Source organism: Isoptericola halotolerans (assembly GCF_013149785.1).
Classification (GTDB): Bacteria; Actinomycetota; Actinomycetes; order Actinomycetales; family Cellulomonadaceae; genus Isoptericola; species Isoptericola halotolerans.
Genome location: NZ_JABEZU010000004.1, coordinates 127,240 through 142,752 on the forward strand (window position 1 = coordinate 127,240; position 15,513 = coordinate 142,752).

Annotated in this window: 14 protein-coding genes and 1 pseudogene; 4 read left to right on the top strand and 11 right to left on the bottom strand. The window is 73.7% G+C overall.

The annotated features are described in order from the left end of the window. Positions 1-26: 26 nt before the first annotated feature. From HDG69_RS15285 to ddaH, 3 genes are all read right to left on the bottom strand, one after another. A complete protein-coding gene (locus HDG69_RS15285) occupies positions 27-1,478 on the bottom strand; it encodes a zf-HC2 domain-containing protein (RefSeq protein ID WP_171784706.1) in 1,452 nt (483 codons plus the stop codon). 132 nt (positions 1,479-1,610) lie between these two features. Further along, the gene (locus tag HDG69_RS15290; protein WP_171784707.1) at positions 1,611-2,678 is read right to left on the bottom strand and encodes an ornithine cyclodeaminase; all 1,068 of its coding nucleotides are present in this window, start codon (positions 2,676-2,678) and stop codon (positions 1,611-1,613) included. Beyond that, complete coding sequence (ddaH, locus tag HDG69_RS15295; protein WP_171784708.1) at positions 2,675-3,622, bottom strand: dimethylargininase; 948 nt, start codon at positions 3,620-3,622, stop codon at positions 2,675-2,677. The genes HDG69_RS15290 and ddaH overlap by 4 nt, the downstream gene beginning before the upstream one ends. A gap of 83 nt (positions 3,623-3,705) precedes the next feature. Between ddaH and HDG69_RS15300 the strand changes: the two genes are divergently transcribed. Then, positions 3,706-4,188: an Lrp/AsnC family transcriptional regulator gene (locus HDG69_RS15300; protein ID WP_246256698.1), complete on the top strand. Its 483-nt coding sequence runs from the start codon at positions 3,706-3,708 to the stop codon at positions 4,186-4,188. 111 nt (positions 4,189-4,299) lie between these two features. On the opposite strand, the gene HDG69_RS15305 is transcribed toward HDG69_RS15300, so the two are convergent. The 3 genes from HDG69_RS15305 to HDG69_RS15315 form a co-directional block, all read right to left on the bottom strand. Next, positions 4,300-6,597 carry a 5'-nucleotidase C-terminal domain-containing protein gene (locus tag HDG69_RS15305; protein ID WP_171784709.1) on the bottom strand — a complete coding sequence of 766 codons (2,298 nt, stop codon included), beginning with the start codon at positions 6,595-6,597 and terminating at the stop codon, positions 4,300-4,302. Positions 6,598-6,693: 96 nt separating this feature from the next. Then, entirely contained in the window at positions 6,694-7,080 is a 387-nt protein-coding gene (locus HDG69_RS15310; RefSeq protein WP_171784710.1) for a DUF3817 domain-containing protein, read from the bottom strand. Between the two features lie 68 nt (positions 7,081-7,148). Then, on the bottom strand, positions 7,149-7,886 hold the full coding sequence (locus HDG69_RS15315) for an SDR family oxidoreductase (RefSeq protein WP_171784711.1): 738 nt from the start codon (positions 7,884-7,886) through the stop codon (positions 7,149-7,151). 102 nt (positions 7,887-7,988) lie between these two features. Between HDG69_RS15315 and HDG69_RS15320 the strand changes: the two are divergent. Then, positions 7,989-8,720 (top strand): annotated as a pseudogene (locus HDG69_RS15320) (helix-turn-helix domain-containing protein); the annotation flags it as partial. Positions 8,721-8,737: 17 nt separating this feature from the next. Here HDG69_RS15320 and HDG69_RS15325 read toward each other — a convergent pair. The 3 genes from HDG69_RS15325 to HDG69_RS15335 are packed head-to-tail and all read right to left on the bottom strand — an operon-like array spanning position 8,738 to position 11,973. Continuing rightward, positions 8,738-10,783, bottom strand: coding sequence for a thioredoxin domain-containing protein (locus HDG69_RS15325; RefSeq protein WP_216645770.1), 2,046 nt, complete (start codon positions 10,781-10,783; stop codon positions 8,738-8,740). Positions 10,784-10,795: 12 nt separating this feature from the next. After that, positions 10,796-11,503, bottom strand: coding sequence for a polyamine aminopropyltransferase (locus HDG69_RS15330; RefSeq protein WP_171784713.1), 708 nt, complete (start codon positions 11,501-11,503; stop codon positions 10,796-10,798). A gap of 23 nt (positions 11,504-11,526) precedes the next feature. Next, positions 11,527-11,973, bottom strand: coding sequence for a methylglyoxal synthase (locus tag HDG69_RS15335; protein WP_171784714.1), 447 nt, complete (start codon positions 11,971-11,973; stop codon positions 11,527-11,529). A gap of 108 nt (positions 11,974-12,081) precedes the next feature. On the opposite strand from HDG69_RS15335, the gene HDG69_RS15340 reads away from it, so the two are divergent. Then, positions 12,082-12,651, top strand: a complete 570-nt coding sequence (locus HDG69_RS15340; RefSeq protein WP_343036466.1) for a GNAT family N-acetyltransferase — start codon at positions 12,082-12,084, stop codon at positions 12,649-12,651. Between the two features lie 40 nt (positions 12,652-12,691). Here the strand turns inward: HDG69_RS15340 and HDG69_RS15345 are convergent, their stop codons facing one another. Next, positions 12,692-13,732: a LacI family DNA-binding transcriptional regulator gene (locus HDG69_RS15345; RefSeq protein ID WP_171784716.1), complete on the bottom strand. Its 1,041-nt coding sequence runs from the start codon at positions 13,730-13,732 to the stop codon at positions 12,692-12,694. A gap of 64 nt (positions 13,733-13,796) precedes the next feature. Beyond that, on the bottom strand, positions 13,797-14,207 hold the full coding sequence (locus HDG69_RS15350) for a nitroreductase/quinone reductase family protein (protein ID WP_171784717.1): 411 nt from the start codon (positions 14,205-14,207) through the stop codon (positions 13,797-13,799). A 78-nt stretch (positions 14,208-14,285) separates the two neighbouring features. On the opposite strand from HDG69_RS15350, the gene HDG69_RS15355 reads away from it, so the two are divergent. Beyond that, a complete protein-coding gene (locus HDG69_RS15355; protein ID WP_171784718.1) occupies positions 14,286-15,512 on the top strand; it encodes an MFS transporter in 1,227 nt (408 codons plus the stop codon). Position 15,513 lies beyond the last annotated feature (1 nt).

The window sequence follows — 15,513 nt, forward strand, 5'->3', positions numbered from 1 at the left end:
CGGGGCCGGTCGGGCCCGGTGTCGCGTCAGCCGTGGTCCCAGAGGACGAGGCGCGCGCCCGGCTCGGACCCCGGCTCGCCGCTCACCGTCACGTCGACCGCGCCGCGCCTGGCGTTGGCCGTCCAGACCCGCCAGTGGTCGCCCCACCCGAGCTCTGCCTTGGTGTAGCCCTCCACCGGCTCGACCGCGACGATCTCCGCGCCGTCGGTCGGCACCACACGGAACCAGCCGATCCCTCCCACCATCAGGGTGATCGTGTCGACCACCGGCTGCGGCTCCACCGGGGGGTCGGTCGGCGGGTCGGTCGGGGTGGTCGGCGGTGGGTCGGTCGGTGGCGGGCTGGTCACCGGCGCCGACGGCTCGGCCGGTCGCGTCGGCTCGACCGGTTCCTGCGTCGGCGGCTGCTCGGGCGCCGTCGCACCCGGCTCCGGGTCGCCGGCAGGATCGTCGGCAGGCTCGTCGGCGGACGGCGTGTCTGCCGCGGGATCGCGCTCCTGGTCGGGTTCCCGGACCGTCTGCGGCCGGGGGCCTGCGGGATCCTCCGCCGGTGGCGGGGCGGGATCGGACTCCGGCGTCTCCGTCGGCCCGGGCTGCGTCGGGTCGTCCGTCGGGTCGTCCGTCGGGCCAGGTTCCGACGGCGCGACCGACGGCGCAGCATCCGCCGCGGACGACGGCGGAACGGCGGGCTGCTCGGCGACCGACGGCGGGGCGGCCGGCGGCGACGGGTCGGCACCGGACCCGACGACGGCCACCGCGGCGACCGCCAGCGCTGCCGCCCCGACGCCGGCGGCGAGGCCGACCGGCCGGCCGAAGACCTGGCGCAGCCCGCGCAGGACCCACTCGCCGGCGGCGGTCGTCGCCGCCACGACAGTCCCCCACCACGCCAGCAGCCCGCCGCTCGACGCCGCGGCACCGGCCGCCCCCACGACGACCGGACCTGCGGCACCCGTGACCGCGAGCCCACCCACGAGCAACGGGGCGGTGTCCCGCAGCGCCCAGCTGGCGTGCCGCACGTCGATGAACGCCCGCATGCAGCCGGCGCACCCGAACAGGTGGTCCTCCAGCTCCTGCCGCCGTCCGGGGCCGAGGTGGTGACGCACGTAGTCGTGCAGGGCGCCGCGGGTCTGCATGCAGAGCTGCTGCCCGGCACCGCGGGCGTGGGCCGCGGTCAGCGCCCGGGCCAGACGGTCCTCGGCTGCCCGGAGCCGTCGGACGGCGGCCCGCACGTGGATCCCCGACTCGCGGGCGACGGTCTCGATCGGCCGCTCGAGCACGTGCTGGTCCCACAGGAGCTGCTGGTCGCCGTGCGGGAGGGTGGCCAGTGCGGTCCGCACGACGTCGGCGTCGACGCTCCCGGCCGCGCCGGGCGCCTCGTCCATGCCGCTCTCGGAGGCCTGCGTCGCGGCCCGCATGCGCCGGATCGCCTCGTCCGCCGCGCGACTGCTCGACGGGGCGGCACCCTCGTCGCTGGCGGTCATGCGGTCCCTCGTTCCGTGCGTTCACCTGGGCTCTCTCGGCGCGGAGCGCCGCACCGGCGCCATTGTGGCAGCGCACGGACGCCGGGCGGAAATCACCCGGCGCCCGTCGGCCCTGCTTGGAACGCAGGCTCCTCAGACCTGCGGCTGCAGCGCCTCCGCGGCGACCAGCGACCAGAGGTCCTTGGGGTCGGTCGGCTCGGCGATCAGGTCGACCTGCTGCAGGAGCTCGCCGGCAGCAGGGTCGGCGAGGACCGCGGCGTGGACGTAGCGCAGGGCGGTCCAGTCCTCGACGGCGAACCCGACGGAGTCGAACACGGTCACCTGGTCGCCGTTGGTCCGCCCGGGGGCGTCCCCGGTGAGGATCTGCCACAGCTCGGTGAGCTCGGAGTCCGCCGGGAGCTGCTGGATCTCGCCCTCGATGCGGGTCTGCGGCTCGTACTCGACGACGACGGCGGTCCCGGGCGCGGTGAGGATGCTCGCCTCGAGCTCGGTCTTGCCCGGGCAGTCACCACCGATGGCGTTGATGTGGACGCCGGGGGCGGCGTCGGCGAGCATCGCGTGGGTGAGCACCGTGGCGTTGCGCTTGTCCGCGGTGCAGGTGGTGATGACGTCGGCGCCGCGGACGGCGTCGGCGGCGCTGGTCGCGTCGTGCACCTCGAAGCCGAGGCTGCGGGCGTTGCGCACCAGCTTCTCGCGGGCGGCGGGGTCCACGTCCCAGGCACGGAGCCGGTTGATGCCCAGGGCGGAGCGCATCCCGAGCGCCTGGAACTCGGCCTGGCTGCCGGTGCCGATCAGTGCGAGCGTCCGGGAGTCCTTCCGGGCGAGCGTGCGCGCGGCGAGGGCCGACGTCGCGGCGGTGCGCAGCGCGGTGAGGAGCGTCATCTCCGCGACGAAGGTGGGGTAGCCGTTGTGCACGTCGGCCAGCACCCCGAACGCGGTGACGGTCTGGAAGCCACGCTGCGGGTTCACGGGGTGACCGTTGACGTACTTGAAGCCGTACGTCGCGCCGTCGGAGGTCGGCATGAGCTCGATGACGCCCTCCGCGGAGTGCGAGGCGATGCGGGGACGCTTGTCGAGGTCGGGCCAGCGACGGAAGTCGGCGGCGAGCGCGTCGGTGAGCTCGCCGATGATCCGCTCCGGGCCGCGCTCGGCGATCCAGCGGGCGGCGGCGGGGACGTCCAGCAGGTCGACGGTGGTCATGCGCGGGCCTCCTTCGCGCTCTGCGGGACGGTGGGGCTTGGTGCGGGGCGCAGCTCGAGGGTGCAGCACTTGACCGAGCCGCCTCCCTTGAGGAGCTCAGAGAGGTCGATGCCGACGGGCTCGAAGCCGCGCCCGCGCAGGGAGGCGTGCATGCCGGTGGCCCGGTCGGACAGGAACACGTGCCGGCCGTCGCTGACCGCGTTGAGGCCGAGGACGACGGCGTCCTCCTCCGTCGCCTCGATCGCGTCCGGGTAGCGCTCGCGCAGCACAGCCTGCGACTCCGGGGTGAAGGCCTCCGGGAAGAAGGCGATCTCGGCGCGGGTGCCGCCGTCGGACCTGGTGCCGGCCGGGCTGAGCACCGCGAGCGCGGTGTCGAGGTGGTAGAAGCGCGGGTCGACGAGCTCGAGCGTGACGACCTCGACGTCGAGCCGGGCGGCGACCTCGGCGTGCGCGGCGCGGGTGGTGCGGAAGCCGGTGCCGGCGAGCATGACCTCCCCGTCCCAGAGCAGGTCGCCCTCGCCCTCGTTGCGCTCGGCCGCCTGGCCGAGGCTGGTGACGCCGCGGGCCGGCCCGGAGGCGTTCAGCCAGGACTCGTAGGCGGTGCCCTCGGGCTGACGCTCGGGGTGGGTGAAGCGAGCGGCGAGCGCCTTGCCGCCGACGACGATGCCGCCGTTGGCCGCGTAGACCATGTCGGGCAGGCCGGGTACCGGGGAGATGACGTCGACGATGTGGCCGCGGCTCTCGTAGGCGGCCTTGAGCGCCTGCCACTGCACGACGGCGTGGCCGGCGTCGACGGGCACGGTGACGTCCATCCACGGGTTGATCGCGTACACCACGTCGAAGTGGACGGGCGGGCACATGAGGAAGCGGCGCGGGGTGGCCGTGCGCGCCCGGGTGGGCTGCAGGGCGGTCGCCGGAGGGGTGGCGGGTGTGAGCAACGTCATGGCGCGACGCTAGGGGGCGACTCGTTCCGCATCTTGTTACGAATCTTGCGTGCGAGCCCCAGGATCAGCATGATTCGTTACCCTTGTCACAACGAAGCGCCGCCCTGCTGGAGGAGACCGCCGTGGACGACATCAACCGCCGGATCGTGGGCCTCCTGCTGCGGGACGGGAGGGCCTCCTTCGCGGAGATCGGCGAGACCGTGGGGCTCTCGGCGCCGGCCGTGAAGCGCCGGGTCGACCGCATGCAGGCCCGTGGCGAGATCTCCGGCTTCACGGTGCGGGTCTCGCCGGAGCAGCTCGGCTGGCGCATCGAGGCCTACGTGGAGATCTTCTGCCGCGGGAACATCTCGCCCGCGGCGCTGGAGCGCGACTTCGGCTCGATCCCCGAGGTGGTCCGCGTGGACACCATCACCGGGGAGGCGGACGCCCTGGTGCAGATCATGGCGGACTCGATGGCGGACGTGGAGCGGATCGTCGAGTCGTTCCGGGTCGGGGCCCGGGTGGACAAGACCCGCACCGCGATCGTCATGTCCCGGGTCATCGACCGCCCGGTGCGCGCCGACTGACCCGAGCCCCACGTGTTGTGGGCGCGATTCCTGGGCCAGATATGCCCCCGCAAGGGGCATATCGGGCCAGGAATCGCGCCCACAACACTCGTGGTCGATCGGTGACTCAGGTCAGGGCTGGAGCGTCCAGGGGCCCCACGGCGAGGTGCCGGGCCGCTGGTTGCGGGTCCACCACTGCGCCTCGTAGAGCGAACCGTCGTGCTCGACGACGTCGCCGGCGGTGAAGATCCGCGACCGCGTCCACACGGCGGTGCCGTCAGCGGTCTCGGCGATCTCCTGCCACGAGCCCCAGGGCGAGGTGCCGGGCTTCTCCTGCGTCCACCACGACGCCTCGTACAGCGCCCCCTTGTGCGTCACCCGGTCGCCCGTCGTGTACACGGCGCCCCGCTCCCACTCGGCAGGGGACGACGAGCCGGCCTCGACGGTACCGACCACGATCTCGGTGCCGGTCGCCTCGCCGACCAGGCGGAGCGTGCCGGTCTCCGCCGGCAGGGTGAGCTCGACGGACGCCGTGCCCACCTCGTCGTACGGCGCGTTGCCGACGGTGGAGTCGACGGCGAAGCGCCCGAGCTCCGTGCCGTCCAGCGTCACCACGAGCTCGTCGTCCGTGATGTCGGCAGCGGTGGACATCGACCAGGACGAGACCTCGAACGCGACGTCGGTGCCTGCCGTGAGCTCCGAGCCCTCGGCGAACGACACCCCGACGGCCCGCTGGCTCGCGTCCACGGCGAGCGGCTCGTCGGCCGCGAACTCGGCCATGTAGTCGACGAAGGCCGACAGGTCGATCTTGCCGGTGTCGCGCGTCCCGCTGCCCTCGGCGAAGACGCGGAAGTTGTCGCCGCCCGAGGCGAGGAACGAGTTCACCGTCACCGAGTACGAGGCGTCGAGCTCGACGGCGTCGCCGTCGAGCCACATGCCGGTGATCCGGTCACCCTCGGCGCGCGCCGGGTCGTAGGTGTAGGTGAAGCCCTCGGAGACGCCGAGCCGCAGGAACGGCCGCGACGGGACGTTGCCGGCCGAGTCCCGCTGCCACTGCTGCTCGAGCGCGGTCTTGACCTGCTCGCCGGTGAGCTGCATGTTGACCAGGGTGTTGGCGAACGGCTGCACCGCGGCGGCCTGCTTGTACGTCACGGTCCGGGGGAAGTCTGCCGTGTTGTCGCCGGTGAGGTCGGCCCGCAGCCCGCCCGGGTTCATGAACGCGATCTGCGCGGCGCCCGACTCCTGCGGTGCGGTGGCCCAGCGCTGCACCTCGGCGACCAGGTTGCCGAGGGTGGACTCCCCACCGCGGTTCTCGGTGCGGACCGGGTTGCCCTGCGCGTCCGTGGCGGTGAGCTGGGCGCGGTTGAAGACCCCGGCCACCTCACCGAGGGGTGCGGCACCGAGCTCGTCGGCGACCTCGACGGCGTCCGCGACGATCTGCGCGACCTCGGGGTCGGCCGGGTAGTTGCCCAGCAGGGGCAGCACGTCGGTCTCCAGACCCAGGACCTCGCCGGAGTCCGGGTCCACCGAGAACACGATCTGGTTCAGGTTGATGCCGTACTCGCCGCCGGAGACCACCGGACGCTCGGTCACGGCCCGGTCGGCCCAGTCGGCCACCGGGACACGGCAGTCGTACTCGAGGTGGGTGTGGCCCGACATGATCGCGTCGACGTCGCCGTCGATGCGGGTGATCGTGTCGCCGAAGGTGCCCTCGGTGATGTTGGCGCAGTCGTCGACGGCGGCACCCTCGTGGATGAGCGCCACGACGAGGTCCACGCCCTGGGCGCGCAGCTCGTCGGCCTCGGCGTTGACGGCGTCGGCGATGTCGGTGAACTCCAGGCCCTCGATGCCGGCCGGGCTCACGAGGAACGGCATGTCCTCGGTGAGCGCGCCGACGAACCCGACCTCCACGCCGTCGATCTCCGTGACCCAGGACGGCGGGGTCGCGTGCTCGCCGGTGTCGGCGTCGACGATGTTGGCCGCGATGTACTGCCACTCCGCGCCGCCGTAGGGGTTGTCCTCGGCGTCGTAGGGGGCCATGATCCGGCCCGTCAGGTCGTCGAACCCGAGGTCGAGCTCGTGGTTGCCGACCGCCGAGACGTCGAGGCCCGCAGCGTTGAGGGCGTCGATCGTCGGCTTGTCCTGCTGGATGAACGACTCGAAGGTCGACGCCCCGAGGACGTCACCGGCCGAGGCGAACACCGTGTTCGGGTTCTCCGAGCGCAGCTGGTTCACGGCACCGGCGAGCACGGCGGCCCCGGCGGCGCCGCCGAAGGTGTCCTCGAGGATGCGGCCGTGGAAGTCGTTGGTCTGGAGGATCTGGATGTCGACCGGGTCGGCGGCCTGGGCAGGCAGCGCACCGACGGCGACACCCGCGAGCGCGAGGCCGAGCGTCGTGGCTCCGGCCACCTGCTTGCGCATGGTCTGCATGTGTGAGTTCTCCCACTGTTCGAGTTGGATGAAATCACAGTAGCCAGGCAGACCGACCGACGGGCACCGAGCGGGTAACGATCAGGGAAACTGCGGTCAGCGCTCCGGGTCTCCGGGGATCCGCGCCGGTGCGGTGAGGTGCCCCGTGCGGCGCAGCCACCACTCGACGAGCACCGTGGTGAACGGCGGGACGGCGGCGGCGAGCGCGACGAGCGTGCGCCAGATGCCCCAGCGGTACTGCACGGCCACGATCAGGGCCACCACCCCGTAGGCGACGAAGGCCCCGCCGTGCAGGCGCCCGAACAGCCAGACGCCGGCGTCGGTGGTGCCGGTGACGTGCTTGAGGAACATCCCCACCAGCAGGCCCGCCCAGGTGAACGCCTCGATCCAGGCGACGACGGCGAAGAGGCGGCCGAGGCCCGACAGCGGGGGTCGGGAGTCGGGTCGGGTCGCGGCGGGCCGGGCGGCAGCGGGCGCGGACATGCAGGGGTCCTTCCAGGGCGGGTGGGGTCACCGGGTCCAACGCCTGACCACCCGCCCCGGTTCCCGGCTCAGCGCTGCGCGGCCGGTCGCACCACGATCTCGTTGACGTCGACGTCGTCCGGCTGGGCGACCGCGAAGGCGACCGCTCGTGCCACGGCCCCCGCCGGGATGCTGGCCGCCCGGTAGGTCTCCATCGCCGACGCGGCGAGCGGGTCCGTGATGTGGTCTGCCAGCTCGCTCTCCACGACGCCCGGGGAGATCGTGGTGACTCGGATGCTCGGGTCGGACTCCTGACGGAGACCTTCCGTGAGTGCCCAGGCCGCGTACTTGGTGGCCGAGTAGACGGCCGAGGTGGGCACGACCTGGTGAGCGCCGATCGAGGCGACGGTCACCACGTGCCCGCCGCCCTGGGCCCGGAAGTGCGGCAGGACGGCCGCGACACCGTGCAGGAGGCCACGGACGTTGACGTCGAGCATGCGGTCCCACTCGTCGACCAGCAACGCGTCGAGCCGCGACAGGAGCATCACGCCGGCGTTGCCGACCAGCACGTCGAGGCGGCCCCGGTCCGCCACGACGGCGTCGACCACCGCGGCGAACGCCTCGCGGTCGGTCACGTCGAGCTCACGCGCCTCGGCGCTGTGCCCGTCGGCCTGCAGCTCGGCGACGACGGCGTCGAGGCGGTCGGTGCGCCGGGCGGCCAGGACCACGTGGTGGCCGGCGGTGGCGAGGGTGCGGGCGGTGGCCTCGCCGATGCCGCTGCTCGCACCGGTGACCAGGATCGTCAGGGATGTCGTGTGCTGTGTCATGTCCTCGACCCTGCCCGCCGCGGCGCCACCCCGGAAGGCCGCGCCGTTCCTGGGAGCAGCACACCCTCCCTGCACCGACCGGCCCGACCTACGCTCGGAACCATGACCGCGACCCCGCTCGGCGACTACCTGCGTGCCCGGCGCGACCAGGTGCGCCCCGACGACGTCGGGATCCCGACCGTCGGGGTCCGCCGCGTCCCCGGGCTGCGCCGCGAGGAGGTCGCGACGACGGCCGGCGTCAGCGTCGACTACTACGTCCGGCTGGAGCAGGGCCGCGAGCGCCACCCCTCCGCCGCGGTGCTGGACGCGCTGGCCCAGGCGCTGCAGCTCGACGACGACGCCCGCCTTCACCTGTACCGCCTCGCCGGTCTCGCTCCGGTCCCGGCGCGGACGACGTCACCGGAGCGGGTCGACCCGGGGCTGCTGGACCTGATGGAGCGGTGGCCGGACACCCCGGCCCTCGTCCTGGGACGCGCCCACGACGTGCTGGCGGCCAACGCCCTGGCGCGCGCGCTGTTCGGCGGGTTCCGTCCTGGCGCGAACCTGCTCGACACGGTGTTCCTCGACCCGGCCGCGCGCTCGTTCTACGTCGACTGGGAGCGGGCCGCCGCCGGCACGGTCGCCGGGTTCCGCCTCCTGCACGGCACCTTCCCGCACGACCCTCGCATCGCCGAGGTGCTGCGCACGGTCCTCGACCGGAGCCCTGAGCTGGCCGACCGGTGGGCCCGCCATGACGCCCGCGGCAAGAGCCACGAGACCAAGAGGCTGCACCACCCCGAGGTGGGCGAGCTGGCCCTGCGGATGCAGGCGTTCGACGTGCGCTCGGCCCCGGGCCAGCAGCTCGTCGTCTATCACGCCTCCGACGGGCCGGACGCCGAGGCACTCCGGCTGCTCGGCTCGCTGGCCGCCACCCGCAGCGCGGCCGCCAGCTCCGCCGTCGTCGTCACGGGCCGGTCGCAGACGAAGCCCCGGCACACGTAGGCGGCCGGGGCGCCGTCCACGACCGGGCGGTCCGCGAGCAGCGGCACCCCCGGTGCGTCGGGTGACCCGTGCACGACGACGGCGCCCGCGGCGGGCGAGCGGCGGGCGCTCCGTGCCAGCTCGGCCGCGTCGGGACCGGTGCCGACCACCGCGACCTGCAGGGGGCCGGCGGCCAGGGCCTCCGCGGCGGCGAGCGCCCAGCCGGTGAACCGCGGTGCCTGGCGGGCGAGCACCCCGGAGGCTGCCACGGCCTGCTCGGCCGCCCGGCGGTGGCGCGGCGAGCCGGTCAGCGCGGAGTAGGTGACGAGCGCGGCGGCGAGCGCCGACTGCCCGGACGGTTCGGGGCCGTCGCTGGGGTCGCGCGGGCGCACCACGAGCCGCTCCGCGTCGTCGGCGACGTCGTAGAAGCCGCCCTGGCCGGAGGTGTCGGCGAAGCGCTCCAGCGCCACGTCGAGGATCTCCCCCGCGGCGGCGAGCCAGCGCGGCTCCCCGGTCGCCTGGTGCAGGGCGAGCAACCCCTCGGCGAGGTCGCCGTGGTCGGCGGCCACCCCGGCCGGTGCCCCGACGACGCCGTCGCGCGAGGCCCGGCGCAACCGGCCGTCGACGACGTGCCGGTCGAGCAGCAGTTCCGCGCACGCACGGGCGGCGTCCACCCAGGTGGGTTCCTCGAACAGGGCGCCGGCGTCGGCCAGCGCCGCGACGGCCAGGCCGTTCCAGGCGGTCACGACCTTGTCGTCGCGGGCGGGCTGCGGGCGTGCCGCACGGGCGGCGAGCAACCGGGCGCGCACGGGCCCCCACCACGCGGGGTCCGGGTCCCGCGGGAGCTGGAGGGTCGACGTCCCGCCCTCGAAGGTTCCCGCCTCCGTGACCGCGAGGACCTCCGCGGCCCGCGCGCCGTCGTCGTCCCCGAGCACCTGGCGCAGCTGGTCGGGCGTCCAGGCGTAGGTGAGGCCCTCGACGCTGCGGCCGTCCACCACCGTGTCCGCGTCGAGCGCGGAGGCGAACCCACCCTCGGCGGTGCGCAGGTCGCGCAGGAGGAACTCCGTGGTCTCGCGCACCACGCGCTCGGCGAGCGGCGACCCGGTGGTCCGCCACAGGTGCGCGTAGACGCGCAGGAGCTGGGCGTTGTCGTAGAGCATCTTCTCGAAGTGCGGCACCACCCAGCGCGCGTCGACGGAATAGCGCGCGAAGCCACCGGCGAGCTGGTCGTAGATCCCGCCGCGCGCCATCGCCTCGCAGGTCCGTTCGACGAGGGCCAGGGCTCCGGCGTCCCCGGTCCGGGCGTGGTGGCGCAGCAGGTGCTCGAGCGTCATCGACGGCGGGAACTTCGGCGCTCCGCCGAACCCGCCGTCGGCCCGGTCGGCGTCCCGGGCGAGCACGGCGACGGCCTCGGCGAGCGCGGTGTCGTCGAGCGGCGCACCGGGCAGCGGGCCCGTGGTGCGGGCGATCGCCTCGGTGACGGCGGCACCGTGCTGCACGACGGCGTCGCGCCCGTCGGCCCACGCGTCGCGGACCGCGCCCAGCACCCCGAGGAAGTGCTCGCGGGGGAAGTAGGTGCCGCAGTGGAACGCCTCGCCCTCGGGGGTGAGGAACGCCGTCATGGGCCAGCCGCCCTGGCCGGTCATGGCCTGGGTGGCCGCCATGTACACGGCGTCGACGTCGGGGCGTTCCTCGCGGTCGACCTTGATCGGCACGAAGCTCGCGTTGACGACGGCGGCGACGTCGTCGTCCTCGAAGGACTCGTGCGCCATGACGTGGCACCAGTGGCAGGCGGCGTACCCGACGGACAGCAGCACGGGCACGTCGCGGCGGCGCGCCTCGGCGAAGGCGTCCTCGCCCCACTGCCACCAGTCGACCGGGTTGTCGGCGTGCTGGCGCAGGTACGGGGAGGTGGCGTTGCGCAGACGGTCGGCCATGCCGTCAGCGTGTCACAGCACCCCGCGGGCGACGTACACGGTGTTGCTGGACCGCCCACCGGTGATCGGGTTGGCGAAGTCGACAGGGTGCGACGAGTGATCGGCGAACGCCCGGTCCAGCTCGGCCTCGAACGCGGCGTCGGGCGGGTCGTCCGACCACAGGGCGAACACGCCGGCGTCGGTGAGGTGGCGGGCCATCGCGCGCAGCCCGGCCGCGTCGTAGAACGCGGCGTGGCTCGGGTGCAGCACGTGCCGGGGGCTGTGGTCGATGTCGAGCAGGATCAGGTCGTGCCGCCGCTCCGGCTCCTGGCGCACCCGCGCGAAGAAGTCGCCCTGCACGAACCGGCAGCGCGGGTCGGTGGCCAGCCCGGCGGCGTCCGGCAGCAGCGCACGCCGGTGCCAGTCCAGGACCGGCCCCGAGTACTCCACGACCGTCACCTCGCCGACGCGCGGGTCCTCCAGCGCGGCGAGCGCGGTGTAGCCGAGCCCGAGGCCGCCGACCAGGACGTCGAGCGACGCACCCTCGGGTGCCTCGCTGCGGCCCAGGGCGAGGGTCGCGAGCTCGCGCTCGGCCACCGTGAAGAGGCTGGACATGAGGTACTCGTCACCGAGACGGACCTCGTACACGTCCACCTCGGCCGCCGGGTCGTACCGCCGTCGGAGGCTGATCTCCCCCATCGGCGTGGGCTGGAAGTCGAGCTCCTCGAAGCGCAGCGGCATGGCTCAGCGTCTCACGCGGCGGCTCAGGCCGGCGGACCGCCTTCCCAGGGGCGGGCGCCGATGACGGGCCGCCCGGCGGTGTAGTCCTGGCGCATCATCGGCGAGGAGATCATCATGTCCGCCGTGGTGACGTTGCACGCCATCGGCACGTTCCACACGGCCGCGAGCCGCAGCAGCGCCTTGACGTCCGGGTCGTGGGGCTGCGCCTCGAGCGGGTCCCAGAAGAAGATCAGCATGTCGATGTCGCCCTCGGCGATCTTCGCGCCGATCTGCTGGTCGCCGCCCACCGGGCCGGACAGCAGCCGGTGGACGGGCAGGCCCAGCTCGTACTCGAGCATGGTCCCGGTGGTACCCGTCGCCCAGAGCTCGTGCCCGGACAGGGTGCCCCGGTTGAACTCCGCCCAGCGCAGGAGCTCGACCTTCTTGTTGTCGTGCGCCACGAGGGCGATGCTGTGCCGAACGGTGTCCATGGAGCACTCCTCACCCGGGCGCTCGCCCGTCTGCCCACCATGCTTCCACGTCTCGTCCCGATCGCTCCGCAGGGTGCGCGACGCCGCGTCGGGTTAAGGTTCGTCACCGTGACCGAGGCGACCGCACCACAGCCTGCTCTCCTGCCCGTCAGGACGAGCCGCCTCGTGCTGCGCACGTACCGCGACGAGGACCTCGAGCCGCTGCTGGACTACTACGCGGACCCCGAGGTCGCGCGCTTCCTCCTCGAGGAGGCGTGGACGCGCGAGGACGCCGAGGCCCAGCTCGCGCTGCGTCGGCAGCGCACGGGGATCGAGGGACCGGCGTCTGCGCTGGCGCTCGTGGTCGAGCACGAGGGCACGGTCGTCGGCGACGTCGCCCTGTGGACGACGGGCGACACGGTGTCCCGCGGGGAGGTCGGCTGGGCGTTCCACCCGGGCTACGGCGGTCGCGGGTTCGCGACGGAGGCGCTGCGCTCCCTGCTCGGCATCGCGTTCGACAGGTACCGGATGCACCGGGTGGTGGCCCAGCTCGACGCCCGCAACGAGCCGTCGGCACGGCTGTGCGAGCGGGTCGGGATGCAGCGCGAGGGTCATCTGCGCGCGGACTGGTGGTCCAAGGGCGAATGGACCGACACCCTGGTGTACGGGATGCTCCAGCGGGAGTGGCAGCGCCCCTGACCTCGCCGGACGCCGCGCACTGTCAGGCAGGGTCGCGCCGTCAGGCGGAGTCGCGCCGGACCAACGACGTCGGCAGGGTCACCGCCGAGGGCTCCTCGCCCTCGACGACGCGCAGCAGCAGCCGCACCATCTCCGCGCTGATCCGCTCGTAGGGCTGACGCATCGTGGTCAGTGCCGGGTGGAGCTGCGCCGCGACGCCGTTGTCGTCGAACCCGGCCACGGCGACGTCGTCCGGGACGCGCCGCCCGGCGGCCGCCGCCGCGGTGAGGGCGCCCGCCGCCATGAGGTCGCTGTGGACGAACACCGCGTCGATGTCGGGGTGCTCCTGCAGCAGGCGGGCCATGCATCGCCGGCCGCTGTCGCGCGAGTAGTCGCCGTGCTCGACGAGGGCGGGGTCGAAGGCCTCCCCCAGCGCCTCGCGGTAGCCCTGGAGGCGCAGCACGCCGCCCGGGGTGTCCAGCGGGCCGGTGATCGTGGCGATCCGACGGCGCCCGGTGTCCAGGAGGTGCTTGGTCATCGTCCGGCCGCCGGAGAGGTCGTCGGCGGTGACGTAGGCGACCTGGTCCTCGTAGCCGAGCGGAACACCGCACGCCACCGTGGGGATGCCCAGGCCGAGCAGCTCGGCCAGCATCGGGTTCCCCTCGTGGGAGCTGATGAGGAGCACGCCGTCGACGTGCCCGGCCTCGACGTAGTGCGCCACCCGTCGGCGCTCCTCCGGCGTGCCGGCGACGAGCAGCACCATCGGCATCTCCCGCGTCGCGGCGGCCTGGGTGGCCCCGCGCAGCAGCAGGGAGAAGTTGGGGTCCTCGAACAGCAGGTGCTGCGGCTCGGTGAGCAGGAAGGCGATCGAGTTGGACCGGCCCGTGACGAGCGACCGGGCATGCTCGTTGGCGCGGTAGCCGGTGCGCTTGATCGCGGCGTCGACGGCGGCACGCGCCTCCGGGGAGACCCAGTGTCCGCCGTTGATGACGCGCGAGACGGTGCCGCGCGAGACGCCGGCGGCAGCGGCGACGTCCCGGATGGTCGGGCGCTTGCCGTTCTTGCGGGCCCGGCGGGCGTCGCTGCTGGTCGGGCCTTCCATGCCCCGGAGTCTAGCGTGCGGGCTGTGAACGCTCACAGCCCTGTCTCCCAGGGATGCGACGGGCTCAGCGGCGCGCGAGGCGGAACACCGGGATCACGCGCGAGGTCCTCTCCTCGTACTGCCGGAACCCGTCGGACAAGCGCTTGAACCGCTCGAACGCGGCGTCCCGCTCGGCGCCGACGAGCTCCTCGGCGCGCACCTCCACGGTCCCGTCGTCCGGCGTCTCGATGGACACCTCCGGGTGCGCGAGCAGGTTGTGATACCAGTCCGGGTTGGTGTCGGCGCCGGCCGCCGAGGCGGTGATCAACCAGGCGGAGCCGGACTCCCGGATCGTCGCGAGCGGGTTGACCCGCTCGGTGCCGCTCTTCGCGCCGTAGTGGTGCACGAGCACGAGCCCGCGCCCGAACCCCATCGTCGCCACGGTCCCGCCGTTCTCGCGGAACTCGTCGATGATCTGCTGGTTCCAGTCGGCCATGGGCCCAGTATCGACCGGTCACACCGGCCGTGCCAGACCGGGCGCGAAAGCCGACGGCACACGCATAGAATCGATTCGATGCCTGCCTCCGGTCCCACCGTCGACCCTCGCCGCGCCACGATCATCCTCGTCGCGCTGGCCGCCTCGACGTTCCTCTTCGTGACCGTGGAGTCCCTGCCCGCCGGACTGCTGACCCTCATGGCACCGGATCTCGACCGGCCGACCTCCCAGATCGGCCTGCTGGTCACCGCCTACGCGCTGGTGGTCCTGGTGGCGTCCGTCCCGCTGGCGCACGTCACCCGCAACATCCCGCGACGATGGGTGCTCTCGACCTGCGCGGGCATCGCCGCCGTCGCGACCCTGTGGGCCGCGGTGACGCCGTCGTACGAGCAGCTCATGGTCGCCCGGGTGGTGACCGCGCTCGCCCAGGCGCTGTTCTGGGTGGCCGTGGTGCCCGCCACCGCCGGGCTCTTCCCCCCGGGAGCGCGTGGCAAGGCCATGGCGCGGCTGGCGATCGGCAACTCGCTCGCCCCGGTGCTGGGCGTGCCGGCCGGGACCTGGCTCGGCGAGCTCACGTCCTGGCGGGTCACCTTCGTCGCCGTCGCCGTGCTGTCCACGGTGATCACCGTCATCGTCATCGCCCTGTTCCCGTCCGTGGCTCCCTCGGCCGGCGGCGCGAGCGAGGCACCGTTCCCCTCGACGCGCCGCTTCGTGTTCCTCATGGTGATCACCGTGCTGGTGGTGACCGGCGCGTTCGGGGTCATCACCTTCGTCACCCAGTACCTGCAGGACGTCACGGGCTACACCCAGTCCGACATCCCCGCGCTGCTCCTGCTGCAGGGCGGGGCCGGGGTGGTGGGCGCCGTCGTCGTCGGCCGGTTCCTCGACCGGCGGCCCGTCGGGGCGTTCCTCGTCGGGGCGTGCGTCCTGGTGGTGGCGCTGGCCGGGCTGTGGGTCGTCGGCGAGTCGAAGGTCGGGGCCGTCCTCTGCCTCGCCGCGTTCGGCTTCGCCTTCTCCACCGTGCCACCCGTGCTCTCGCACCGGGTGCTGCTCGTGTCACCGCGCGGGACCACCATGGGCCAGGCGATCGCGTCGTCGCTGTTCAACCTCGGCATCGCCGCCGGTTCCGGCCTCGGTGCCCTGCTCGTCGCCGCGGTCGACGTGCGGACCGTGCCGCTGGTCTCCGCGGGCGTGGTGCTGCTGGCGCTGCTGGTGGCACTGCTCGAGGAGCGGGTCTGCGAGCCGCTGGACTCGGTGGTGCGACGCGGGGTCGAGGAGGTCGTGGGCGGCCGGTCCGCGACGTAGC